Below are 24,459 nucleotides of genomic sequence, written 5' to 3'. Positions count from 1 at the left end.
TAAATCATTGAAAGTATTGATATATAAGTCTTGTCAAAGAGTTTACGAACTTGGGAAATGGGGTCTGACCCCCGATTTGAGGAGGATTAGTTATGGAGCGTTTTGCTAGTGTGGAGCGGAAGACGAATGAGACGGATATTAGTTTGAGGTTTGGTGTCGATGGGGAAGGGAATTCGTCGATTGAGACGGGTGTTCCGTTTATGACGCATATGCTTGATTTGTTCACGAAGCATGGGAAGTTCGATCTTACTGTGGATGCGAAGGGGGATACGGAGGTTGATGATCATCATACAACTGAAGATATCGGCATTTGCTTAGGGCAGACGTTATTGGAAGCCCTTGGGGACAAGCGTGGCATCAAACGTTATGGAAATGCCTTCGTACCGATGGACGAGGCTCTTGCTCAAGTGGTCATCGATTTAAGTAATCGGCCGCATCTTGAGTTCCGTGCAGAGTTCCCTTCGCAAAAGGTAGGGACATTCGATACGGAATTGGTGCATGAATTTCTTTGGAAGTTTGCGCTTGAAGCACGAATGAACCTACATGTCGTCGTTCATTATGGCCATAACACGCATCATATGATCGAGGCAATCTTTAAAGCGCTTGGGCGTGCATTGGATGAAGCTACGTCCATCGATCCGCGAGAAAAAGGGATTCCATCGACGAAAGGAATGTTGTAAATGATCGGGATCGTCGATTACGGAATGGGGAATTTATTTTCCGTCAGTAAGGGGCTCGAACGTTTGGAAGCTGATTCATTCATTTCCGACGACCCAGCCGAGCTGGCCAAAGCGACAGGCATCATCCTACCAGGCGTCGGTTCATTCAGAGATGCGATGAGTCTTTTGGAAAAACAGAAGCTTGATGAGTTCCTGAAACAATACGTCGCCGATGGTGGATTTTTACTTGGGATTTGCCTTGGCATGCAACTTCTATTTGATGAAAGTGAAGAGAATGGACCAGCAAAAGGACTTTCTCTAATTCCAGGGAAAGTCGTTCGTTTTACCGGTGTTGATGCTAACGAACAAACATATAAAGTACCACATATGGGCTGGAACCACCTTGAATTTAAACAATCTTCGCCATTAATCGATGGTCTTGTAGAAGAGCATGTGTACTTCGTCCATTCCTATTATGCGGATACCGATGAATCTTATATGATCGCTTCAGCAACCTATGATGTGGAGGTACCGGCGATCGTGGGGAAAGGTAATGTGTTCGGCATGCAGTTTCATCCGGAGAAAAGCGGGCAGATGGGCATGTCTCTCTTGAAAAATTATTTGTCGTTAGTGGAAGGGAAGAAAAAAGCATGAGCAACTTTACGATTTACCCGGCGATTGATATGCGGGGCGGCAAATGCGTCCGCTTAATCCAGGGAGACTATAATCAGGAAACGGTCTATGGAGATTCTCCCTTTGATATGGCCAAAAGCTTTGCGGACCAAGGAGCAGAGTGGATACACATGGTTGATTTGGATGGGGCCAAAGAAGGCGTGCGCATCAATGACTCATACGTGATTAAAGCGGCAAAAGAGTTGGGGGCGCGTGTCCAAATCGGCGGCGGGATTCGGACGGAGGAGGATATTGCCCATTATCTCGATAACGGTGTAGAGCGTGTCATTCTTGGCAGCACAGCCGTTTCCAATCCTGAATTCACAAAAGAAATGATTAGAAAATACGGGAAACACATCGCGATTGGAATAGATGCGAAGGATGGTAAAGTGGCCACGCATGGTTGGCTACAAACCTCTGAAACACTGGCCATCGATCTTGGGAAAATTCTTGCTGATGCCGGTGCGGAAACGTTTATCGTGACAGATATCGCGACGGACGGGATGCTTTCGGGTCCTAATGTGAAGGGGATTGTCGCGATGGCGGAAGCAACCGGTAAGAATGTGATCGCATCAGGAGGCATCAGTTCGCTTGCTGACCTTATCAAACTCCAAGAATATGAAGCCCAAGGTGTTGCAGGGGCGATTATCGGCAAGGCCATTTATACGAACCGCTTCACGGTAAAAGAAGCGCTGGAAAAGGTGCGTGGTTAAATGCTGACAAAACGGATTATCCCCTGTTTGGATGTAAAGGATGGACGCGTCGTTAAGGGGATTCAGTTTGTTTCCTTAAGAGATGCGGGGGACCCTGTCGAACTTGCGGCCTTTTACGATCAAGAAGGAGCCGATGAACTGGTCTTCCTTGATATTTCTGCTTCGCATGAAGGACGGGAAACCATTGTCGACGTCGTTCAAAGTGTGGCAGGTAGCCTTGCCATCCCCTTTACGGTTGGCGGTGGCATTAACTCGCTAGCGGACATGAAGAAGATTCTACGAGCAGGCGCTGATAAAGTGTCTCTAAATACAGCTGCCGTCCTACGACCTGACTTAATCAATGAAGGTTCCGATTACTTTGGAGCGCAATGCATCGTCATTGCCATTGATGCACGATATGATGAAGCACTTGGTTCTTGGCGTGTGTATACCCATGGGGGCCGAAAACCGACAGAATGGGAAGTCATAGAGTGGGCAAAGGAAGCGGTCAGCCGTGGTGCCGGTGAAATCTTATTAACCAGCATGGATTGTGATGGCGAGAAGCAAGGGTTTAACATTGCATTAACGAAAGCGGTATCTGAAGCTGTTTCCGTTCCGGTCATTGCCTCGGGTGGTGCCGGGAATGCGGAGCATTTCCAGACTGCATTTGAAGAAGGAAAAGCGGACGCGGCATTGGCGGCTTCAATTTTCCATTATAAAGAAACATCAGTTAAAGAAGTCAAAACGTTTCTCAAACAACAAGGAGTGGTTGTACGATGAATTTCGATACTATTAAATATGATGAAAAAGGCCTTATTCCAGCGATTATCCAGGATGCTGGTACAGGAGAAGTGCTTACACTTGCTTACATGAACAAAGAATCCTTGAATCTTTCCATCGCAAAAGGGGAGACGGTATTCTTTAGCCGTTCTCGCAATGAGTTATGGCATAAAGGGGAAACGAGCGGAAATACACAAAAAATAGTCGAAATGAAATATGACTGCGACCAGGATGCATTAGTCGTGAAGGTTGTACCTGCAGGGCCCGCATGCCATACTGGTGCAACTAGTTGCTTCGGCACAACGATTTATAAAGATGAAGAAGTGCAAAAATCTGGACCAACGAACGTGAATTTCCTAACGGAATTGGAAGGGTTGATTGCAGAGCGAAAAGCAGAAATGCCTGAAGGATCTTATACGACCTACTTATTCGAAAAAGGCGTTGATAAAATCCTGAAAAAAGTGGGGGAAGAATCCGCTGAAGTCATCATAGCTGCCAAAAACCGTGATGCCGAAGAACTTTCGATGGAAAGTGCCGATCTCCTTTATCACTTATTCGTCCTGCTACAAGAACAGGAATTACCTTTCCAGGCCGTTCTTGATGTATTAAAAGCTAGGCATTCCGTAAAAGACGAGCCAAAATCAAAGGCCTAAGCAGGTCTATTGCCCTCCTTCTTCGGAGGGTGTTTTTTTTTACAAAGGCCACCCGTCAAATCGAGAAAAAGGAAGTCAAATATCAATTTCCAGTTTCTTGAATCGTTCGGCAAAAATCCTTCCATATGGTATAATACTATAGTTAATCAACTTGTAGATGGAGGATTACATGAGTAAAGACTCTAATTATGGCCAACAGGCAAAAATTCTAACCTTTCACCCAACTGGTGAGTATTACTTCACCAAGGGTTTAAAAGCATATCATAGACATGAATTACCAAAGTCAAAAAAATACCTGGAACGTGCCTTGGAACTTGAACCCGCTGAACCGATGATTGCATGCCAATTGGCAATTACTTGTTCGGAAATCGGAGAATACAATTATTCCAATAACCTTCTAGAAAATATCTTGGATGTAATGGATCCCTTTATGTCGGAATGCCATTACTTCCTAGCCAATAATTATGCCCATTTAGGCATGTTCAAGGAAGCATACCGCCATGCGAGTGCTTACCTGGATAAAGAGGAAGACGGGGAATTCAGTGACGACGCTGAGGATCTTCTTGAACTTATCACCTTTGAGTCAGATGGTTCGGAGGAAAATCCCTTCAAGCATGATGGCCTGATTGCCAAACAGGAGAAAGCGCGTGAATATTTGGAAGCGGGCGACTTCCCTAGAGCGATTGAAGTGTTAAAAGAAACGATTGCCGAATATAAGGATTACTGGTCCGCTTACAATAACCTTGCGTTAGCCTACTTTTACCTTGGGCAGGAAGATGAGGCGTTCGCCACATTGGATGAGGTCCTGGAAAAAAGCCCAGGAAACCTGCATGCGCTATGTAATTTAGTCGTCTTTTATCATTATCAGCAGGAAGATGAGAAGGTGGATGAACTTGTTTCGATGCTCGAAAAGATCCGGCCGATGCTATCGGAACATCGCTTCAAGCTTGGTGCCACTTTTGCATTAATCGGAAACTATGCATCTGCATATAAATGGTTAAATGTGCTACAAAAGCAAGGTTTTGAAGGCGACGGAACGTTCTACTATTGGCTGACGATATCAGCTCATCATTTAGGACATGAACAGGCTGCCAGAAAAGCATGGAAAAAGGTCATTGAGATGAATCCAGAAAAAGAAGGCATGGAGCCTTGGGGGGATATGAACGCTACCTCTGATGGGTTTGAAAATCACCTTCCTTCTATTATAAAACGGCTTGATAGTGAATTTATCGAAGAAAGATTGTTTGCTATTTTCCTATTAAAGCACTCCGTTCATAAACCGAAGCTTTTGAAAAACCAGGTTTTCGGCATGAAGCAGAATTTCACCGAATGGGAAAAGGATTATGCTGACATGGTGCAGGAACCTAATAAAGACCGCCAACTGACAGCGATTGGTTTTGCCGATCGGACGGCAGAATTGTTATATCAGCATTTTCACCCCATCCAATTAAATGAAGCAGGCCTTTATTTAATGTGGTTTTCTGTCTTCGTCGAGGCTACCCATGCGAATCAGAAGCTGAACAATCCAGCAGGTTGGGCGTCAGCTGTCGAATATGTATGGAATAAGCTGAAAAACGAAAAGATGAGTAAACAGGTCATCGCGGATAAATATTTCATATCGGTGTCCACTTTGTCGAAGTATGTAAAGCTTGTTCAAAACCTGTTAGGTTGAGCAAATATTTGGACGAAAAATTATTTGTTATATAGGATAATAGGTAGGGAACACTAACCGTAGTGAAAGTTCCATTTGTAATGGAATATGAAGGAGTGAGAATTATGTCTGAAAAAATTTATGACGTTGTGATTATCGGAGCGGGCCCTGCTGGGATGACTGCTGCTGTATATACATCACGTGCGAACCTTTCAACATTGATGCTAGAACGCGGAGTGCCAGGAGGCCAGATGGCCAATACGGAAGAAGTCGAAAACTACCCAGGATTCGACACCATTCTTGGGCCTGAGCTATCCACAAAAATGTTTGACCATGCTAAAAAATTCGGTGCGGAATACGCTTATGGAGATGTTAAGGAAATCATTGATGGGGAAGAGTACAAAACCATCAAAGCAGGCTCCAAGGAATTCAAAGCACGTTCTATCATCGTTTCTTCAGGTGCGGAGTATAAGAAAATCGGCGTCCCGGGTGAAAAAGAGTTGGGTGGCCGCGGTGTTTCTTATTGTGCTGTCTGTGATGGGGCTTTCTTTAAAGAGAAAGAACTGTTCGTCATCGGTGGAGGAGACTCTGCTGTTGAAGAGGGCGTCTACTTGACTCGCTTCGCTTCTAAGGTGACGATCGTTCATAGACGTGACGAACTTCGTGCACAGAAAATCCTTCAAGATCGTGCGTTCGCTAATGAAAAAATCGACTTCATCTGGAATCATACATTGAAGCAAATCAATGAAGAGAGCGGAAAAGTCGGTAGTGTCACACTTGTTTCAACGGCTAACGGAGAAGAAAAAGAGCTAAAGGCAGACGGAGTATTCATCTATATCGGCATGCTTCCTTTAACCAAGCCTTTTGAAAATCTGGGCATCTTGAATGCTACAGGCTATATCGAGACGAACGATGTAATGGAAACACGGGTTCCAGGCATCTTTGCAGCTGGAGACGTTCGTGAAAAAACATTGCGCCAAATCGTAACGGCTACTGGGGACGGTAGTATCGCTGCACAATCGGTTCAGCACTATGTGGAAGAATTAAAAGAAAAGTTGCAAATTAAAGCGTAACCGCTTATACAAAAATTTACACTTCGTCATTGTGTTTTAACGAGGCTGTAACATCCATGCAATAAAGATTGGGTATAGTAAGGGTAGTATTGACCCCCTTTATTATATAACGTGTTGGGCACAGAGGAATCTGTGTCTTTTTTTGTATGGGGGACGAGGGTTATGGGTACAAAGTGATTGTGTGGTCATGAATAATCAACCAAACCAGGAAGTTTCCTTTATTGTTAGCTTATTTCAAAAATAGTATAATGATAAGATATACTACACATAGTTTAATCATAAGGTAAGATGTAAAATACAGCTTGTTTGTACTATAAGCATTTGTAAATCGCCAGATGGATGTCTAGCGGTGATTTAAGAATTGAACGGATACTCTAAGGAAGTCAGAGGAGAAGTTTCTATAGTCGAGCATAGGCCAATTTGAGGTGAAGAACGTGCAACGTGTCACAAACTGTGTATTAGTTAAGGACAATAAGATCCTTTTATTAAAGAAACCAAGACGTGGATGGTGGGTAGCCCCAGGCGGCAAGATGGAGCCTGGTGAATCAATCCGGGATGCCTGTATTAGGGAATACCGTGAAGAGACGGGCGTTTACTTGAAAAACCCCACCATTAAAGGAATCTTCACTTTTATTATGAAGGATGGAGACAAAGTATTATCCGAATGGATGATGTTTACTTTCTTTGCTACTGATTCCGATGGCATCAATGTGGATGTGTGTGAAGAAGGCGAGCTATTTTGGCACCCTATTGAAGATGTTAAAAAACTGGACATGGCCGAAGGGGATTATCATATTCTAGATTATATGGTTCAGGGAAGCGGAGTAATCTACGGTACCTTTACCTATACACCCGAGTTTAAGTTACTTTCCTATCGACTTGATCCAGGTTAATGATTATTTATAAAAGCAATTACTACTCCAGGGGGCGAAAAGAATGAGTGATGGGCAGATGAATGATACGCAGTTGGTCGTCATAACAGGAATGTCAGGAGCAGGAAAGACGGTGGCTATTCAAAGTTTTGAAGACCTCGGTTTTTTTTGCGTCGATAATTTGCCGCCCGCTTTATTGCCAAAGTTTTTGGAGTTGATGAAAGACTCTGGAAATAAGATGAATAAAGTAGCCCTTGTCATGGATTTACGGGGGAGGGAATTTTTCGATTCCTTGTTCCTTGCCTTGGATCAATTGACGGAAACATCATGGGTCTCCCCTAGGATCCTCTTTCTTGAGGCGGATGATGAAGCTTTGGTCCGTCGATATAAAGAAACGAGAAGGACTCATCCATTAGCTCCGATGGACCGGCCGTTAGAGGGCATTAAATTGGAACGGGACCTTTTGGATGAATTAAAAGGTCGGGCGCAGTTAATTTTCAATACGTCCCAGCTGAAGCCACGCGAATTAAGGGAAAAGATTGCGTCTGAGTTTTCAAAGGATAAACAGGTTGGATTTTCTGTTAATGTCATGTCTTTCGGTTTCAAACATGGCTTGCCAATTGATGCGGACCTTGTGTTTGACGTGCGTTTTCTGCCTAACCCATACTATATCGATCAAATGAGACCAAAGACTGGCCTTGATAAGGAAGTGTCCAGTTACGTTTTAAAATGGGGCGAGACTCAAAAGTTTCTAGAAAAGCTGACGGATTTGCTTGCGTTCATGCTTCCGTATTATAAACGTGAAGGAAAAGCCCAGCTTGTTATTGCGATTGGATGTACAGGTGGTCAGCACCGTTCTGTAGCTTTGACCGAATACATTTCTAATTTTTTTCAAAAGAGCTATACGGTTCATGTGTCCCATCGTGATATCGAAAAGAGTAAGGGGAAAGTAGATGCCAGATAAAGAGAAACAGCCTAGAGTAGTGATCATTGGAGGGGGAACGGGCCTTCCAGTCCTACTTAGGGGGTTGAAGAAATACCCAGTAGATATAACGGCAATCGTGACGGTTGCTGACGATGGTGGAAGCTCCGGTCGTATCCGCGAAGATATGCACATCCCTGCTCCAGGTGATATCCGTAATGTCTTGGCGGCACTCTCGGATGTAGAGCCACTTGTCGAGCAGATGTTTCAACACCGTTTTCAAAGTAAAAATGAATTGTCCGGTCATTCATTAGGGAATCTAATCCTTGCTGCCATGACTTCATTGACGGGGGACTTTGTCCATGCAATCCAGGAAATGAGTAAGTTCCTGAATGTCCGTGGCAAAGTCCTTCCTGCTGCTAACCAAAGTGTGGTCCTTCATGCTGAAATGGAAGATGGAACGATTGTAACGGGAGAGTCGAAAATCCCCTTATCAGGCAAGAAGATAAAAAGAGTATTTCTATCTCCTCAACACATAAAGCCGCTCAGTGAAACGATTCAGGCAATCAAGCAGGCCGACCTGATTGTGATTGGTCCAGGTAGTTTATACACGAGCATCCTTCCTAATTTACTTGTTCCAGGTATCGGAGAAGAAATCGCCCGCTCCAAAGCTAAGAAAGTGTACATCTGCAATCTAATGACCCAAGCAGGGGAGACACTGGATTATAGCGCGAGCGACCATATAAAAGCGATATATGATCACATGGGAAATGCCTACATAGATCGCATTCTTGTCAATGCTGAAGAAATACCATCCGAAATTCAGCAACGGTATCATGCGGAGTATGCAAAACCGGTTGTGTATGATGTCGAGAGTTTAAAAAGAATGGGCCTTGAAATCATACAGGGGCACATTTTCAGCTTTGAGGGGGACGTCATTCGCCATGACACCAAAAAGGTGGCGGATTTACTATATAATATGCTGATACATGAAAGTCATATAGCTCCTTAAATATAGGTGGAGACTGTCTTTTGACTAAAAAATAGATGACCTATGTTCAATTGGGGGTGAAATGAATGTCTTTTGCTTCGGAAACAAAAAAAGAACTGACTACGTTGGAAAGTAAGGATTGTTGCGTGAAAGCCGAGTTGTGTGCGCTCATCCGGATGAACGGATCCCTTTCCTTTTCGAATCGTAAGCTTGTCGTGGATATACAAACGGAAAATGCGGCGATTGCCAGAAGGATCTATACACTTTTGAAAAAGAGTTATGAGGTCCAGGTCGAATTGCTCGTTCGTAAGAAGATGAAACTCAAAAAGAATAACGTGTATATTGTCAGGATGTCAGCGGGAGGACAGCGGATCTTGACTGATTTAGAAATATTAGGAGAAGGATTTGAAATTCTCCATGACATATCCGATAATATAGTTGGGAAGAAATGCTGTAAGCGTTCGTATATAAGAGGTGCTTTCCTTGCTGGAGGTTCGGTCAATAATCCAGAAACGTCATCTTATCACCTGGAAATTTTCTCTCTTTATAAAGAACATAATGATGCCTTATGTGAATTAATGAATAAGTTTGATTTAAAGGCAAAGACGCTTGAACGAAAAAAGGGATATATCATTTATTTAAAAGAAGCCGAGAAAATTGCCGAGTTCTTAAGCATTGTTGGAGCGCACTCAGCGTTATTAAGATTTGAAGATGTACGAATTGTCCGGGATATGCGTAATTCCGTCAATAGGCTCGTAAATTGTGAAACTGCTAATTTGAATAAGACGATTGGGGCTTCACTGCGGCAAGTTGAAAATATCCATTATATCGAAGACACGGTGGGACTAAGCATTTTGCCGGATAAGTTACGGGAAATCGCGGAGCTACGGATCGCCTTTCAGGATATTACCCTAAAGGAACTGGGTGAAATGGTTTCTGGTGGGTCGATCAGCAAATCCGGCATTAATCACAGACTGCGAAAAATTGATGAAATAGCTGATAGACTCCGTGGGGGAGAAGCTTTTTCTGCGAAAAAATAATAAGGTGTAAATGGAGAGATCAAGATGGTGGAAAAACAAATAGAAGTAAAACTGAAGACAGGTTTACAAGCCCGCCCGGCGGCTCTTTTCGTTCAAGAGGCTAACCGCTTTCATTCAGATGTTTTCCTTGAAAAAGAAGGAAAAAAGGTGAATGCAAAAAGCATCATGGGTTTAATGAGCCTTGCCATTAGTTCTGGTGTATCCATCAAGCTTATTGTAGACGGTCGCGACGAACAAGATGCGATGGAAGCGTTGGTAGAATTCGTACAGCAAGAAGGATAAGAAAAATGGGATGCTTACACGGCATCCCTTTTTTTATAGAAAAAACGGACTCGAATAGAGTCCGTTCAGTTTCGTATTAAGATTCTTTCTTTTCATCAAGGTGGCTACGAGTGATGACTTTGTCAATCAAGCCATATTCAAGAGCTCTCTCAGAAGTCATGAAGTTATCACGTTCTGTATCTCTTTGAAGAACTTCAAGAGGTTGACCAGTACGGTCGGCTAAGATTTGGTTCAATTTATCTTTCAAGTGAAGGATACGGCGGGCAGCAATCTCGATTTCCGTTGCTTGTCCTTGTGCGCCTCCAAGTGGTTGGTGAATCATGACTTCACTGTTAGGAAGGGCAAAACGTTTTCCTTTTTCTCCAGCAGCCAATAGGAATGCACCCATTGAAGCCGCCATACCGATACATACAGTAGAGACATTAGGCTTGATATATTGCATCGTATCATAGATAGCCATACCGGAAGTGATGCTTCCACCTGGGCTGTTGATGTATAATGTGATATCTTTTTCAGGATTTTCAGCTTCTAAGAATAGTAATTGAGCGACAATTGAATTGGATACATTGTCGTCGATAGCACTTCCAAGCATGATGATCCGGTCCTTTAATAAACGGGAATAAATATCGTAGGCACGCTCCCCACGACTTGTTTGTTCGATTACTGTAGGAATTAAATTCATGTTCATTTCCTCCTTCGATTAAGAGAATCATTTAAATTCTTTATGTATGTATGATACACTTTTTGGTCAATTAAGGTCAAACAAAACAAACCCGATATTTGATTATTCGTTCGACAATTTCCTATGAATGCTCCTTTCAAATTATATTTAATTTGAATTATGCCGTTCAGGGATGAATTTCCACTTTATCCATACTACCCATATATTAAGGTTTTAAACCTGAATGCCTCTTGCAAACAAACGGTTTATATCATATAATTAAGTCTGTTGTTAACAAACTTCCCATTCTGCCCTCGTAGTGCAACGGATAGAACGCAAGCCTCCGAAGCTTGAAATGCAGGTTCGATTCCTGCCGAGGGCATTACTAAATCTTCTGCTTATGTATTAAGCAGGGGATTTTTTTATGGAAAAAAGACTCGATTCTTGTTTGAAATCCTCGATTTTTTATCTGTTCCAAGGAAACTTTGTCATTTCCAGGAAAGTAGTCGTGATGGGCTTTGCCTCAGCATATGCTATATAAAATACGACTATACCATTCCAGAAAAAAGTAAGCGTTTCCAAATTTTTGTGTAGAATTATCTCCTAATCATGTAAAATGGAATGGGGGAGGGATGAATCGATGAGTATGAACATGAAGGCAGGTCTTTTTCAACAGCAAACATTAAAAATGGCTATGACCCAGGAATTAATGCAATCTATTACATTGTTGCAGTATTCCACACAAGAGCTTACATCCTTTTTAGAAAACAAAGTGGAAGAAAATCCTCTAATATCCCTGGAACAACCAGTTTCCGCTTTATTTCAACCTACCTATGATCGTAAAAAAGGAAAACAACATATAAAAAACACGTATGACTCGAACTATTGGATTGAACAATTGAGTGAGGAAACATTTTCACTTGAACAGCAAGTCATGTCACAATTAAATCACCAAAAGCTAACCGGTGAACACCAAAAGGCTATATTGTTCTTGATCCGTAACCTTGATGAAAATGGTTATTTGCGGATTCATTTGGATGATATATGTGAACCCGGTATGTCTTCTGCCGTTTTGGAAGAAAGCTTAGGAATGTTACAAGAGCTTGAGCCACATGGTCTAGGGGCAAGGAACCTGCAGGAGTGCCTCCTTCTTCAGGCAAAAGCAGAAGGGGTGAATCCACTGGCGGAGTCCATCCTTGAAAACTATTTCCTCGAGTTCGTGGAAAAGCGCTGGAAAGACTTGAGTAAGAAGATTTGTGTCTCTTTGAAGGAAATACAACAAGTGCTTGATTATGTCCAGACATTGAACCCAAGGCCCGGGTCACTCTTTTTTCAGGAAAAGCCTTCCTATATCGTACCGGATGTAGTCGTGGAAGCCATCGATGGTATCCTGCTAGTCGGAAATTCAGATGGGAATTCGCCGAATCTACATATAGATAAAGGGTATCTGAACCAAATGAAGAGTTACAAAGATCAAGGTGTACAGCGTTTCATTCAGGACAAGTGGCAGGAGTTTCAATGGATTTCAAAAGGAATCCAACAGCGTAAGGAAACCATACTAAAGGTCATGCAAACGATCGTCGAAAAGCAGCCTGCCTGCTTTCTTCATGGGCTGAATTATTTAAAGCCAATGACGATGAAGGAGATCGCGGACGAAATCGGTATTCATGAGTCCACCGTAAGTCGGGCTGTCAAAGGGAAATATGTTCAAACACCTTTTGGTACATTAGAAATGAGGATATTTTTCACTACGTCCTTGCAGTCGGTCGGCCATGTGGAAGATATGTCAGGCATGCAGGCGAAAAAGTATCTGCAGGCAGCCATTCAAAACGAAAATAAGCAAAAGCCGCTTTCCGATCAAGATTTGGTGACTTGGTTAAAAGAAGAGAAGGGAATCATCCTGGCACGGCGAACCGTAGCGAAGTACCGGGAGCAACTGGGCATTCCCTCTTCGTCTAAACGAAAAAGATATGATTGAAAAGGATGAGTAACGGTGGAAAAGAAGACATTCATTTTGTATAGCAGGGAACAATGCCCGCTATGTGTAAAGGCAAAACGGGTCCTGGATGAATTAAAACGGGAATCCGACCTGCATTATGCAGAAATCGATATTCATTCTGATGATGCGCTACTGGAAAAGTACGGGTTAATGATTCCAGTCATTGAGAAGGATGGAAGAATCATTCAGTACGGAAATGTTGATATATCAACGATTCGCAGCTTTTTGGAAAAATAAACTATCAAATGATTTGAAGAAACATTCCGTTCCTGCTAGAATAAAGTATGTAGCAGGAATATTTTTTTATTTTAAGTGGGACAAAAAATGACTATGTGGGACATAATATGTCCATAAAGATTTATTAGGAGTTTTAACATGCATACATTACTCGAAGTACAAAGAAAATTATTGCCCGATTTCCTTTCGGTTATGCAAAAAAGGTATGATATCCTGCGTTATATCAAAATGTTGCAACCAGTGGGAAGGCGAAGTCTGGCTGTGAGCCTTAATTTGACGGAGCGGACCCTTCGAAGTGAAATTGATTTTCTAAAAGGTCAGAACCTCATAAATATATTTAGTTCTGGCATGTTGCTTTCTGAAGAAGGGATTGAAATCCTGGAAAAATTGGAAGGAATAATGCGAGAAGTAATGGGTATAGACATTATGGAGAGGCAATTGCAGGAAATGCTACAGGTTGACGAGGTCATTATCGTCTCAGGAAACTGTGATGAATCGCCTTGGGTAAAAAAAGATTTGGGTAAAGCCTGTGCAAACCGTATGAAGCGGGAATGGAGCATGAAAAACACCATAGCGGTTACTGGCGGGTCGACAATGGCCGAAGTAGCCAATTCTTTATCACCAGATGAAGCATCGATGCAATTGACATTTGTTCCAGCCCGAGGGGGTCTTGGTGAAGCAACGCAGAACCAAGCAAACACGATTGTAGAAAAAATGGCACATAAAGCTCGCGCATCATACCGGGTATTGTATGTACCCGATCAACTGAGCGATGAGTCGTATGCTTCCTTCATGAAGGAGCCTGCGATGAAAGAGGTCATTACTAAAATTAAATCTGCAGATATGATTATCCATGGTATCGGTGATGCTTTAGCGATGGCTAAGCGAAGAAATACAACACCTGATATGTTAAAAAAGCTACATGATGGAAATGCTGTAGGTGAAGCGTTTGGTTATTATTACGATGAAGATGGAACTGTTGTCCACAAAGTCTTGACCGTCGGCATTCAATTAGAGGATCTTAGCCCAGAAAAGCGAGTGATAACTGTCGCTGGTGGAAAGACTAAAGCGAAGGCAATCCGTTCCTATATGAAAGGCGCTCCTTCATCCACGGTTTTGATTACGGATGAGGCGGCAGCAATGGAGTTAATTCAGGGATATCATACCCTTTAATAAAATATTTTCGAACTTAAGAGGAGGAATTTTTCATGACAGTAAAAGTTGGTATTAATGGTTTTGGACGTATTGGACGTAACGTATTCCGCGCAGCATTAAAAAATCCAGAGGTGGACATCGTCGCTATTAACGACTTAACGGATGCTAATATGTTGGCACACCTTCTACAATATGACTCCATTCATGGTTCTCTACAAGAGAAAGTAACAGTGGACGGGGATTACCTGGTAGTTGATGGACATAAAGTCAAAGTATTGGCTGAACGTGATCCAGCACAATTAGGTTGGGGCGAACTTGGCGTAGAAGTTGTTGTTGAATCAACAGGACGTTTTACAAAACGTGCCGATGCAGCTAAACATTTAGAAGCTGGTGCGAAGAAAGTCATCATCTCTGCTCCTGCCTCTGATGAAGATATTACAATTGTCATGGGTGTTAATGAAGAAAAATATGACGCAGCAAACCATCACGTTATTTCAAATGCATCTTGTACGACAAACTGCTTAGCTCCTTTTGCTAAAGTCCTTCAAGAACAATTTGGTATTAAACGTGGAATGATGACAACTGTTCACTCATATACAAATGACCAACAAATTCTAGATTTACCTCATAAAGATTATCGCCGTGCACGTGCAGCTGCTGAAAATATCATTCCGACAACAACAGGTGCAGCTAAAGCTGTAGCGCTTGTCCTTCCTGAGTTAAAAGGAAAATTAAATGGTATGGCAATGCGTGTACCTACACCAAACGTGTCTGTAGTGGACTTAGTGGCTGAACTTGAAAAAGACGTGACAGCTGAAGAAGTAAATGCAGCGTTCAAAAAAGCGTCTGAAGGCGAACTTAAAGGCATTCTTGAATACAGTGAACTTCCACTAGTATCTGGTGACTATAACGGAAACCCATCTTCTTCTACAATTGATGCGCTTTCTACAATGGTCATGGAAGGTAACATGGTAAAAGTATTATCTTGGTATGATAATGAAACAGGATACTCTAACCGTGTTGTAGACTTAATTGGATATCTTGCTAAAAAAGGTCTGTAATTCGCTTAAATTATAAATAGTAAAAAACCTCACGAAGGTGAGGTTTTTTTTATAACAGCATAAAAAACGCTTGTTTTTGGATAATTATCCGTTTACAGATTATAATGGAAAAGAGAAAAAGGGAGTTGGAAAGTCGTTGACTCCCTTTTTACTAATAGAGTGGAAAATATAGTAACCATATCTAAGGAGGTTCTTGGATTATGAATAAAAAGTCGATTAAAGATATTGAATTAAAAGGAAAACGCGTATTTTGTCGAGTGGACTTCAACGTTCCGATGCAGGATGGTAAGATTTCCGATGATACGAGAATCAAGGCTGCATTACCGACTATCACGTACTTAATCGAACAAGGGGCAAAAGTTATATTAGCCAGTCACCTTGGTCGTCCTAAGGGACAAGTTGTAGAAGAATTACGCTTAGCTCCTGTTGCAGAAAGATTGAGCCAGCTGATCGGCAAAGACGTACAGAGAGCTGATGAAGCATATGGAGAGGCTGTACAATCAATCATCGAAGGGTTAAAGGATGGCGAGCTTCTATTGCTGGAAAACGTACGCTTTTATCCTGGGGAAGAGAAGAATGATCCAGAATTGGCGAAGGAATTTGCTAAACTTGCGGATGTCTATGTCAATGATGCTTTCGGGGCAGCTCACCGTGCCCATGCGTCAACAGAAGGAATTGCCCACCATCTTCCAGCCGTTGCCGGATTGTTGATGGAAAAGGAACTTTCCGTTTTAGGAAAAGCATTATCCGAACCTGATCGTCCATTTACCGCAATCATCGGTGGAGCTAAAGTGAAAGATAAAATCGGCGTCATCGAAAATCTTTTAGAAAAAGTGGATCACTTGATAATTGGCGGTGGATTGGGTTACACCTTTATTAAAGCCCAAGGCCATGAAGTTGGCACGTCGTTATTGGAAGAAGATAAAATCGAACTGGCCAAGTCATTCATTGAAAGTGCGAAGGAAAAAGGCGTCAAAATGCACTTGCCGATCGATGCGGTCGTTACAGCGGAATTTTCTCCTGATGCGGAAACGGAAATTGTCGATATCGATTCAATCCCAAGTGATAAAATGAGTCTTGATATTGGACCTAAAACAAGTGAACTTTTTGCAGATGTCATTAAAGGATCTAAGTTGGTCATTTGGAACGGACCGATGGGAGTCTTTGAATTTGATAAATTTGCGAATGGTACGAGAGCGGTTGCTGAAGCCTTAGCGGATGCAAAAGATACATACAGCATCGTGGGCGGCGGCGATTCAGCGGCAGCAGCGGAGAAGTTCGGTCTTGCCGAGAAGATGTCCCATATTTCAACGGGTGGCGGTGCCTCTCTTGAGTTCATGGAAGGTAAGGAATTACCAGGCGTCGTGGCTTTGAACGATAAGTAAGAATGACAATCCGAGAAAATAACAACTCTAGAAGGGATGGAGAACGAATGAGAAAACCGATTATTGCAGGTAACTGGAAAATGAATAAAACATTATCAGAAGCGACCGGGTTTTTAGAAGAAGTCAATACACTAATTCCAAAAGCGGATAAGATTGATTCGGTAGTCTGTGCTCCGGCATTATTTTTGAATCAACTTGTTCAATCAGCACAAGGAACTGATGTGAAGATTGGTGCACAAAATATGCACTATGAAGAAAATGGCGCATTCACTGGAGAAATCAGCCCGATTTCCCTTGCTGATATCGGCGTTTCCTATGTCATCCTTGGTCATTCTGAACGCCGTGAAATGTTTAATGAAACGGATGAAGCCGTGAATAAGAAAGTGCATGCCGCTTTTAAACATAACCTGACACCTATCGTTTGCTGTGGGGAAACACTTGAGCAAAGGGAAGCTGGGGAAACCAATGATTTCGTTGGAGGGCAGATTGAAAAAGGCCTTGCCGGTCTAACTGAAGATCAATTGAAACAAACGGTCATCGCCTATGAACCAATTTGGGCCATCGGAACTGGCAAGTCATCATCTGCTGAGGATGCCAATGAAGTGTGTGCCCATATCCGTTCAGTTGTGGCTGACAAGTTTTCTAAAGAAGCGGCAGAAGCGGTCCGCATTCAATATGGTGGTAGTGTGAAACCTGAAAACATCAAGGAATATATGGCTCAACCAGATATCGATGGTGCTTTGGTTGGTGGCGCAAGCTTGAAACCCGATTCATTTTTACAATTGTTGGAGGCTGGTCAATATGAGTAAATCGCCTGTCGCTCTTATCATCTTAGACGGCTTTGGATGCCGGAAAGAAGAAGAGGGAAATGCAGTTTATCATGCAAAAAAGCCTAATTTCGATCGATTTTGGGAACAATATCCTCACTCGCATTTAACTGCAAGTGGGGAAGCGGTTGGTCTACCTGCGGGTCAAATGGGGAATTCTGAAGTAGGACACTTGAATATCGGGGCAGGGCGGATCGTCTATCAAAGCTTGACGCGTGTCAATCTTGCCATTCGTGAAGGCGAATTCGCGGAAAACCCAACATTACTTGATGCCATGACCCATGCCAAGGAAAAGGGTACGGCCCTTCACTTGTTCGGTTTACTTTCAGATGGTGGCGTACACAGTCATATTGAGCATTTATATGCCCTTCTGAAGCTGGCAGCAAAAGAAGGCGTCAAAGATGTATTTGTTCATGCATTTTTGGATGGCCGAGATGTCGGACCGAAAACGGCAAAAGGGTATATTAAAGATGCCGAAGCCAAAATGAAGGAAATTGGTGTAGGACAATTCGCTACCATTTCCGGACGTTATTACTCGATGGACCGAGATAAACGATGGGAGCGCGTGGAGAAATCATACCGTTCCATGGTATACGGAGATGGACCAGCATACGGTTCGGCAATGGAGTGTGTGGATGATTCGTATGAACATGGTATTTTCGATGAGTTCGTGATTCCTTCTGTCATTACCGCTGAAGATGGTAAGCCTGTAGCGACAATACAGGACGAAGACGCCGTTATTTTCTATAACTTCCGTCCAGACCGTGCCATTCAAATATCCAATACGTTCACGAACAAGGACTTCCGTTCATTCGATCGTGGTCCGGGACATCCTGAGCACCTTCATTTTGTCTGTTTGACACATTTCTCGGAAACTGTTGACGGATATGTTGCTTTTAAGCCGACAAATCTTGATAATACAATAGGAGAAGTACTTTCTCAAAACAATCTTACACAGCTTCGTATCGCAGAAACGGAAAAATATCCACACGTGACATTTTTCATGAGCGGTGGCCGTGAAGAGAAGTTTCCTGGCGAAGAGAGAATCCTAATTAATTCTCCAAAGGTTGCTACATACGATCTTCAACCTGAAATGAGTGCCTATGAAGTGACGGATGCTTTGCTGGAGCAAATTGAGGCGGACCGCTTTGATGCGATTCTCTTGAATTTTGCCAATCCGGATATGGTTGGTCACTCAGGGATGCTAGAGCCTACTATTAAAGCGATTGAAACCGTCGATGAATGCCTTGGTAAGATTGTCGACCTAATCGTTGCAAAGGGCGGTACAGCCATCATCACGGCCGATCACGGAAATGCCGATGAAGTCGTGACGCTTGAAGGGAACCCAATGACAGCACATACAACAAACCCTGTACCTGTCATTGTCACAAAAAATCAGGTAACATTAAGAACAGGTGGAATTCTAGGTGATTTGGCTCCAACGATGCTTGATTTGCTTGGAGTTGAAAAACCTGTCGAAATGACGGGTAAATCCCTATTATCTAAATAAAACAGCAATAAAAAAGGAGAGATTTAAATGCCGTATATCGAACATGTATATGCACGCGAAGTACTAGATTCACGTGGTAATCCAACAGTAGAAGTAGAAATTCAAACAGAGTCAGGATACTTTGGCCGTGCGATCGTGCCATCTGGTGCATCAACAGGAGAACACGAAGCGGTTGAACTTCGTGACGGAGATAAATCTCGTTACCTTGGCAAAGGGGTACAAAAAGCAGTTGATAACGTAAATAATATCATTGCTGAAGCAGTCATCGGCTTGGATGTAACCAATCAAGCTGGTCTTGATTTAACGATGATTGAATTAGATGGAACAGAAAACAAAGGGAACCTGGGCGCTAATGCGATTCTTGGTGTTTCCATGGCCGCTGCCCATGCTGCAGCAGAATTCTCAGGACTACCATTGTATCGCTACCTTGGAGGATTCAATGCTAAACAACTTCCGACTCCAATGATGAACATCATTAACGGTGGATCACATGCGGACAACAATGTGGACTTCCAAGAATTCATGATTCTTCCTGTCGGTGCTCCTAGCTTTAAAGAAGCCGTCCGTATGGGTGCAGAAGTATTCCATGCATTGAAATCGGTTCTTTCATCTAAAGGCTTAAATACAGCTGTTGGTGATGAAGGTGGATTTGCGCCAAACCTTGGTTCAAACCGTGAAGCCCTTCAAGTTATCATCGAAGCAATCGATAAAGCTGGTTACAAAGCTGGCGAAGACATCTATCTTGGTATGGACGTTGCTTCTTCTGAGTTCTATAACAAAGAAACAGGCAAATACGACCTTGCTGGCGAAGGACGCAATGGCGTGACTTCTGAAGAAATGGTCGCTTTCTATGAAGAGCTAGTGAATGAGTTCCCAATCCTTTCTATCGAAGATGGCTTGGACGAAAATGACTGGGAGGGTCACAAGCTTCTAACGGAACGCCTTGGAACAAAGGTTCAATTGGTTGGTGACGATTTATTCGTTACGAACACGAAAAAATTGGCTGAAGGTATCGAAAAAGGTATCGGCAACTCCATCTTAATCAAAGTAAACCAAATCGGTACATTGACTGAAACGTTCGATGCCATCGAAATGGCTAAACGCGCTGGTTATACAGCAGTCGTTTCTCACCGTTCAGGTGAAACAGAGGATGCAACGATCGCTGACATCGCTGTTGCGACAAATGCAGGGCAAATCAAAACAGGTTCCATGTCCCGTACGGATCGTATTGCTAAGTACAACCAACTTCTTCGCATCGAAGACCAACTTGGTGACTTGGCTGTCTATGGTGGCTTGAAATCTTTCTATAACTTGAAGAAATAATGAAAAAAGGCGCCGCTTCTGACGAGAAGCGGTGCCTTATTTTTTTTGCTGTCACATAATCTACATGCCTTTCCCCTTTTTCAGGGTTTTCCTTATCGTGTATGGTTCCTTTTTTGACCCATTTAGAAGGAAATACAAGCAAATAGTATGAGAAAAAAGGAAAGTAAACCATATGCGGCCCCTTCAAATCCTCTGATGTGAACGAAACCAATATAAAATAGAATAAGTGCCGAAATGATGCCTAAGCCTCCTGGTAACATCTTGAGTAGACGGGGATAGTCTTTTTTACTGAACCACCACGCAAGCGATACTATGAGTATGCCAGGTATAAGGGCAACCCCTAAAGGTCCAACAATCATCATCAAACCCACTCCTCATATATTTTATAATGATTTTAGCATAAATTTCCAATATACTACAATTTAGAAAGGATAAATACGACGGGTGCGATTAGAAAGGACTGAGTGACGATGAAAAAGCTAACTAGGAAGCTTTTCTTTAGTGGGGCTTCAATGTTGTTATCCGGAATGCTTGTAGGATGTGCTGGCAAAGAATCCGCAGTTGATTCTTCAGGAAAAGATGAAATGACAGATTCAGAAGAGGTATCCGGCATAGATGAGAGTGAAGCTACAGATGAGCTAGGGGGGGCAGATGACGAAGCGGCGAATGACATCGCTCCCTCACCGGAAAGTGATGGGAAACAAACAGGTGATAAGAAAGGGAAAGAAACACTATCCATGTACTCTACTGAACAGATTGAGTATGCTAGAATTTGGTTGCAGCTTGGCGCGAATCAGGATATTGATGAATTGAATGTGAGGCATTTTCCGGCAGGCACCCCGCTCAATCCTAATGATGACACCAGTGCTGCCTATCCAAAAGATGTTGTTCAGTTAGCAGGTTCTCGCTTGGTGGATGGATCCGTTACGTATTCTAGCAATGGGGACGGTACGATTCATATATATAATGTCCCTTTACGGTGGGACGGCAGGTATCCCGCTGGTGAGAAGTTCTATACCGACCTGATTACCCATGCAAAGCACTTGTACGTCGATCCGGGTGAGGATGAAGAAATCATAGAGTTAATCCAATTGTTACAGGTTCATTAATATCCCCCTGTATTGTTCAAGGGAGAGCAGTGAATTACCATTGAAACTAGAGGCACTTTCTTTTGTTCCATAAACGTCTAAAGCTAGAGATACCAGCAAGTAATGGGTTTAATCAAACGTTTGATTAAACTCAAAAAAAGGGGCGTCCACCCTCGGACCCCCTCATTATTGTTATTTCTTAGTACTGGCTTCTACCGGTACAGCGTTATAATATTCTTCCAATGTGCTGTTGGCCTCAAATATCTCTGTAGCGACATCGACACCGACGTAGCGGATGTGCCATGGTTCATACTTGTAGCCCGTGATATCCTCTTTCCCCTCAGGATACCGGATGATGAATCCATACTCGTGGGCGTTCTTTGCAAGCCATGCAGATTCTTCTGAGTCACCAAAGCAGTCTTGGGCAGCACAGGCCCCGTCATGTGTTGTGACGTCAATGGATAACCCTGTCTCATGTTCGCTTGTTCCAGGCAGGGCACTATATGTTTTAGCCTTTTCTTCGCCGTCCTGTGCGACGTAGTTACTAAAGATGGCGATCTGAGTTTGGTGTGAACGGTAAGCGGAAACGCCGGCTAGATGCATATTGTCTTTTTCAGCCGCTTGGAACATTTTCTCTAGCGCTTTACCGGCTTCTTTTCTCATCATCCGTTTCTCGATTTTATCTTCGAAGATGAAATCGACTTTAGGGTAGATCAGGTCAGCCGGTTTGTAACTTTCGGGAAGGCTGTATTGTTTATTGACCAGGACTGGTATACTTTCAGGCTCGGCTAATGTCTGAAGGCCTTCCTGGGCAGGTTTTGCCGTTGTATCGACGGCAACTTGATGTTTGACTTGCCCTGCAGAATCATCCTTCTGCGTTTCTTCTGAGGCATTCTGGGATGATTGTTCTTCGTTTTGTTCTATCTTCTCATCCGATGAAAAATCGAACGAACATCCAGCTAGTAAGATGAAGGAAGAAAGAGCGGTTGCGGTGAATATAGGTTTTAACATACGAAAAGCTCCTTGGTATAAATAAGATTTCCAAAAAAATAAGGTTCTAAGAATATTATCGGGATAAATAGTCCCTTGTTAACTCCCGCTGGTATTTATCTAGAAACAAGCCAATCCAGATGATCATCAATAAGAAAGGAAAATCATTACGGATGGCGGCTTCGACCACGGGGGTTGTCCAAAAGTGGGAAAGGAACCCGGAAGCACTGTTCATCGTAACTGTTTCAAAGCTGACAAGCGCATGTAAGGCGAGCCAGAGAATGGTAAGCGTATTCGTACCAAACCCTATGACGGCGGCTATGATACTCAATAAAAAGGCCGCTAATCCTAGTAATAAGACGCTGATGCCCGATTGGAAAAAGTCGATGCTGCTATCTGAAAGTCCATTATAAATAATAGCAGTAAAATAAATGGTTGTCGTGATATATGCAGCAAATAATAAATATCGGTTTCCATGATACTTGGCTAGCAGCAGTAGAAGTGGTGAGAGAATGATTAACAGGACACTTATTAAATTACTGCCGTTTGCCCAAAGGGAGTAACCGGCTACCGCGGAGAATAGGATGGTCAGTATATCAAGAATCCGGAGTATGGGCTTAAACATAGGAACACCTCTTTCTTCTCTTTTAAGTGAATTATCTCAAATTTTGATTCAAAAAGAAAACAATGACTATGAAGTCTAGGAATTCTTTCCATTATTCCATAACAATGATTGTGGATACCTTATGGGTGTGGTAAAGTTAAGGTAATTGTTTATTGGTTCTTCAGGAGGTGTAATTGCATGCATGCATTACTCATAACGCTTTTGGTGATTGTCAGTATCGCGCTTATCGTGACGGTATTGCTTCAATCAGGAAAAAGTGCAGGTTTATCAGGTGCGATTGCTGGCGGTGCTGAGCAGTTATTCGGAAAGCAAAAAGCACGCGGCTTAGACCTTGTTCTTCATCGGGCAACTATCGTATTAGCTGTTTTATTCTTTGCTTTAACTTTACTTGTTGCGTACTTTGATGTGTAATGGATCAAAAAATGAGTCTAGCTAAATAGCTAGGCTTTTTTCTTTGCACAATAGTTGCAGGAATAGCTATAGTTAATTTAGAAATTATAAAAACAAGTGATGATGACAGTTACAGTTAAAGGAGCCTATTACATATGAAAATGAAGCTGCAAAAGCCCTTTACCTTTGAAGGTGGAAAAAGGGCGGTCTTACTTTTACATGGATTTACGGGTAATTCCGCCGATGTACGAATGCTTGGACGATATCTCGAAAAGAGAGGATATACCTGCCATGCGCCGCACTATAAAGGACATGGTGTCCCACCTGAAGAATTGGTGGAAACGGGTCCTTCTGACTGGTGGAAAGATGTGATGATGGCCTATGATTTTCTAAAAGAAAAAGGCCATACGGAAATTGCTGTTGCCGGACTGTCATTAGGAGGCGTATTTTCTCTCAAATTAGGTTACACTGTACCTATAAAGGGTATCGTATCAATGTGTGCGCCTATGTATATCAAAAGTGAAGAAGCGATGTATAAAGGAGTATTGGACTACGCTAGAGAATTTAAAAAGTACGAGGGAAAAGAGCAAGATCAAATCGAAGAGGAAATGGGCCGCTTTGCTGATAAACCCATGCGTACATTAAAAGCTCTTCAAGAATTGATAACGGATGTACGTGAGCACGTAGATCATATCTACGCACCGACTTTTGTCGTCCAGGGTCGACATGATGATGTTATCAATTCAAAAAGTGCCGATATTATTTATGAAGCTGTCGAGTCGCCCGTTAAGCAATTCAAATGGTATGAAGAATCCGGCCATGTCATCACCCTTGATAAAGAGCGTGAACAGCTGCATGAAGATGTATTAGAATTTTTAGAAAGCCTGGATTGGTCCGAATAATAAATTAATCATACCCTGA

At 42.7% G+C, this 24,459-nt stretch carries 27 protein-coding genes and 1 tRNA gene; 24 read left to right on the top strand and 4 right to left on the bottom strand.

The features are described from left to right. Window positions 1-92: 92 nt before the first annotated feature. The 12 genes from hisB (at window position 93) to ACQKL0_RS01215 (ending at window position 10,287) form a co-directional block, all read left to right on the top strand. Window positions 93-680 carry an imidazoleglycerol-phosphate dehydratase HisB gene (hisB, locus tag ACQKL0_RS01270; protein WP_402870712.1) on the top strand — a complete coding sequence of 196 codons (588 nt, stop codon included), beginning with the start codon at window positions 93-95 and terminating at the stop codon, window positions 678-680. Next, window positions 681-1,313, top strand: coding sequence for an imidazole glycerol phosphate synthase subunit HisH (gene hisH / locus ACQKL0_RS01265; RefSeq protein ID WP_427685797.1), 633 nt, complete (start codon window positions 681-683; stop codon window positions 1,311-1,313). Next, on the top strand, window positions 1,310-2,044 hold the full coding sequence (gene hisA, locus ACQKL0_RS01260) for a 1-(5-phosphoribosyl)-5-[(5-phosphoribosylamino)methylideneamino]imidazole-4-carboxamide isomerase (RefSeq protein ID WP_402870718.1): 735 nt from the start codon (window positions 1,310-1,312) through the stop codon (window positions 2,042-2,044). Before hisH ends, hisA begins: the two co-directional genes overlap by 4 nt. Beyond that, window positions 2,045-2,803 (top strand): imidazole glycerol phosphate synthase subunit HisF, encoded by a 759-nt coding sequence (gene hisF, locus ACQKL0_RS01255; RefSeq protein ID WP_402870721.1) that lies wholly within the window; start codon window positions 2,045-2,047, stop codon window positions 2,801-2,803. Continuing rightward, on the top strand, window positions 2,800-3,456 hold the full coding sequence (gene hisIE, locus ACQKL0_RS01250) for a bifunctional phosphoribosyl-AMP cyclohydrolase/phosphoribosyl-ATP diphosphatase HisIE (RefSeq protein WP_427685795.1): 657 nt from the start codon (window positions 2,800-2,802) through the stop codon (window positions 3,454-3,456). The genes hisF and hisIE overlap by 4 nt, the downstream gene beginning before the upstream one ends. Before the next feature lie 169 nt (window positions 3,457-3,625). Next, complete coding sequence (locus tag ACQKL0_RS01245) at window positions 3,626-5,128, top strand: tetratricopeptide repeat protein (RefSeq protein ID WP_402954514.1); 1,503 nt, start codon at window positions 3,626-3,628, stop codon at window positions 5,126-5,128. Window positions 5,129-5,229: 101 nt separating this feature from the next. Then, window positions 5,230-6,180, top strand: coding sequence for a thioredoxin-disulfide reductase (gene trxB / locus ACQKL0_RS01240; RefSeq protein ID WP_403079749.1), 951 nt, complete (start codon window positions 5,230-5,232; stop codon window positions 6,178-6,180). 434 nt (window positions 6,181-6,614) lie between these two features. Beyond that, a complete protein-coding gene (locus tag ACQKL0_RS01235; RefSeq protein WP_402871330.1) occupies window positions 6,615-7,073 on the top strand; it encodes an 8-oxo-dGTP diphosphatase in 459 nt (152 codons plus the stop codon). A 43-nt stretch (window positions 7,074-7,116) separates the two neighbouring features. Continuing rightward, entirely contained in the window at window positions 7,117-8,016 is a 900-nt protein-coding gene (gene rapZ, locus ACQKL0_RS01230) for an RNase adapter RapZ (RefSeq protein WP_402954511.1), read from the top strand. After that, window positions 8,006-8,986 (top strand): gluconeogenesis factor YvcK family protein, encoded by a 981-nt coding sequence (locus ACQKL0_RS01225; RefSeq protein ID WP_402954508.1) that lies wholly within the window; start codon window positions 8,006-8,008, stop codon window positions 8,984-8,986. Before rapZ ends, ACQKL0_RS01225 begins: the two co-directional genes overlap by 11 nt. 65 nt (window positions 8,987-9,051) lie before the next feature. Beyond that, on the top strand, window positions 9,052-10,005 hold the full coding sequence (gene whiA, locus ACQKL0_RS01220) for a DNA-binding protein WhiA (RefSeq protein WP_402870734.1): 954 nt from the start codon (window positions 9,052-9,054) through the stop codon (window positions 10,003-10,005). Window positions 10,006-10,029: 24 nt separating this feature from the next. After that, window positions 10,030-10,287 (top strand): HPr family phosphocarrier protein, encoded by a 258-nt coding sequence (locus ACQKL0_RS01215; protein WP_402870738.1) that lies wholly within the window; start codon window positions 10,030-10,032, stop codon window positions 10,285-10,287. Window positions 10,288-10,363: 76 nt separating this feature from the next. Here the strand turns inward: ACQKL0_RS01215 and clpP are convergent, their stop codons facing one another. Next, window positions 10,364-10,969: an ATP-dependent Clp endopeptidase proteolytic subunit ClpP gene (gene clpP, locus ACQKL0_RS01210; protein WP_402870740.1), complete on the bottom strand. Its 606-nt coding sequence runs from the start codon at window positions 10,967-10,969 to the stop codon at window positions 10,364-10,366. A gap of 289 nt (window positions 10,970-11,258) precedes the next feature. On the opposite strand from clpP, the gene ACQKL0_RS01205 reads away from it, so the two are divergent. From ACQKL0_RS01205 to eno, 9 genes are all read left to right on the top strand, one after another. After that, a tRNA-Arg gene (locus ACQKL0_RS01205) sits at window positions 11,259-11,330 on the top strand. A 258-nt stretch (window positions 11,331-11,588) separates the two neighbouring features. Further along, complete coding sequence (rpoN, locus tag ACQKL0_RS01200; protein ID WP_427685793.1) at window positions 11,589-12,926, top strand: RNA polymerase factor sigma-54; 1,338 nt, start codon at window positions 11,589-11,591, stop codon at window positions 12,924-12,926. 15 nt (window positions 12,927-12,941) lie between these two features. Then, entirely contained in the window at window positions 12,942-13,184 is a 243-nt protein-coding gene (locus ACQKL0_RS01195) for a glutaredoxin family protein (RefSeq protein ID WP_427685791.1), read from the top strand. A 138-nt stretch (window positions 13,185-13,322) separates the two neighbouring features. Then, a complete protein-coding gene (locus ACQKL0_RS01190) occupies window positions 13,323-14,357 on the top strand; it encodes a sugar-binding transcriptional regulator (RefSeq protein ID WP_402870748.1) in 1,035 nt (344 codons plus the stop codon). A gap of 35 nt (window positions 14,358-14,392) precedes the next feature. Beyond that, entirely contained in the window at window positions 14,393-15,400 is a 1,008-nt protein-coding gene (gap, locus tag ACQKL0_RS01185) for a type I glyceraldehyde-3-phosphate dehydrogenase (protein ID WP_402870751.1), read from the top strand. 200 nt (window positions 15,401-15,600) lie between these two features. Further along, complete coding sequence (locus ACQKL0_RS01180) at window positions 15,601-16,785, top strand: phosphoglycerate kinase (protein WP_402954496.1); 1,185 nt, start codon at window positions 15,601-15,603, stop codon at window positions 16,783-16,785. A gap of 47 nt (window positions 16,786-16,832) precedes the next feature. Beyond that, window positions 16,833-17,594, top strand: coding sequence for a triose-phosphate isomerase (gene tpiA, locus ACQKL0_RS01175; RefSeq protein WP_402954493.1), 762 nt, complete (start codon window positions 16,833-16,835; stop codon window positions 17,592-17,594). Further along, window positions 17,587-19,122, top strand: a complete 1,536-nt coding sequence (gene gpmI, locus ACQKL0_RS01170; protein WP_402954490.1) for a 2,3-bisphosphoglycerate-independent phosphoglycerate mutase — start codon at window positions 17,587-17,589, stop codon at window positions 19,120-19,122. The genes tpiA and gpmI overlap by 8 nt, the downstream gene beginning before the upstream one ends. Before the next feature lie 27 nt (window positions 19,123-19,149). Continuing rightward, complete coding sequence (eno, locus tag ACQKL0_RS01165; protein WP_427685789.1) at window positions 19,150-20,445, top strand: phosphopyruvate hydratase; 1,296 nt, start codon at window positions 19,150-19,152, stop codon at window positions 20,443-20,445. Window positions 20,446-20,567: 122 nt separating this feature from the next. Here the strand turns inward: eno and ACQKL0_RS01160 are convergent, their stop codons facing one another. Further along, window positions 20,568-20,807 (bottom strand): YesK family protein, encoded by a 240-nt coding sequence (locus ACQKL0_RS01160; protein WP_427685787.1) that lies wholly within the window; start codon window positions 20,805-20,807, stop codon window positions 20,568-20,570. 108 nt (window positions 20,808-20,915) lie between these two features. Between ACQKL0_RS01160 and ACQKL0_RS01155 the strand changes: the two genes are divergently transcribed. After that, entirely contained in the window at window positions 20,916-21,554 is a 639-nt protein-coding gene (locus ACQKL0_RS01155) for a hypothetical protein (protein WP_427685785.1), read from the top strand. Between the two features lie 171 nt (window positions 21,555-21,725). On the opposite strand, the gene ACQKL0_RS01150 is transcribed toward ACQKL0_RS01155, so the two are convergent. Both ACQKL0_RS01150 and ACQKL0_RS01145 read right to left on the bottom strand, forming a co-directional pair. Next, complete coding sequence (locus ACQKL0_RS01150) at window positions 21,726-22,544, bottom strand: M15 family metallopeptidase (RefSeq protein WP_427685784.1); 819 nt, start codon at window positions 22,542-22,544, stop codon at window positions 21,726-21,728. A gap of 55 nt (window positions 22,545-22,599) precedes the next feature. Then, window positions 22,600-23,148: a hypothetical protein gene (locus ACQKL0_RS01145; RefSeq protein ID WP_402870769.1), complete on the bottom strand. Its 549-nt coding sequence runs from the start codon at window positions 23,146-23,148 to the stop codon at window positions 22,600-22,602. A 177-nt stretch (window positions 23,149-23,325) separates the two neighbouring features. Between ACQKL0_RS01145 and secG the strand changes: the two genes are divergently transcribed. Further along, window positions 23,326-23,559: a preprotein translocase subunit SecG gene (gene secG / locus ACQKL0_RS01140; protein WP_402870772.1), complete on the top strand. Its 234-nt coding sequence runs from the start codon at window positions 23,326-23,328 to the stop codon at window positions 23,557-23,559. 134 nt (window positions 23,560-23,693) lie between these two features. After that, window positions 23,694-24,440, top strand: coding sequence for an alpha/beta hydrolase (locus ACQKL0_RS01135; protein WP_427685782.1), 747 nt, complete (start codon window positions 23,694-23,696; stop codon window positions 24,438-24,440). Window positions 24,441-24,459: the final 19 nt, after the last annotated feature.

The organism is Peribacillus sp. NPDC097264, assembly GCF_050277925.1.
In the GTDB taxonomy this organism is placed as follows: domain Bacteria; phylum Bacillota; class Bacilli; order Bacillales; family DSM-1321; genus Peribacillus.
The sequence above is the reverse complement of the archived record's forward strand: the minus strand, read 5'-3'. Positions and strand labels throughout refer to the sequence as shown.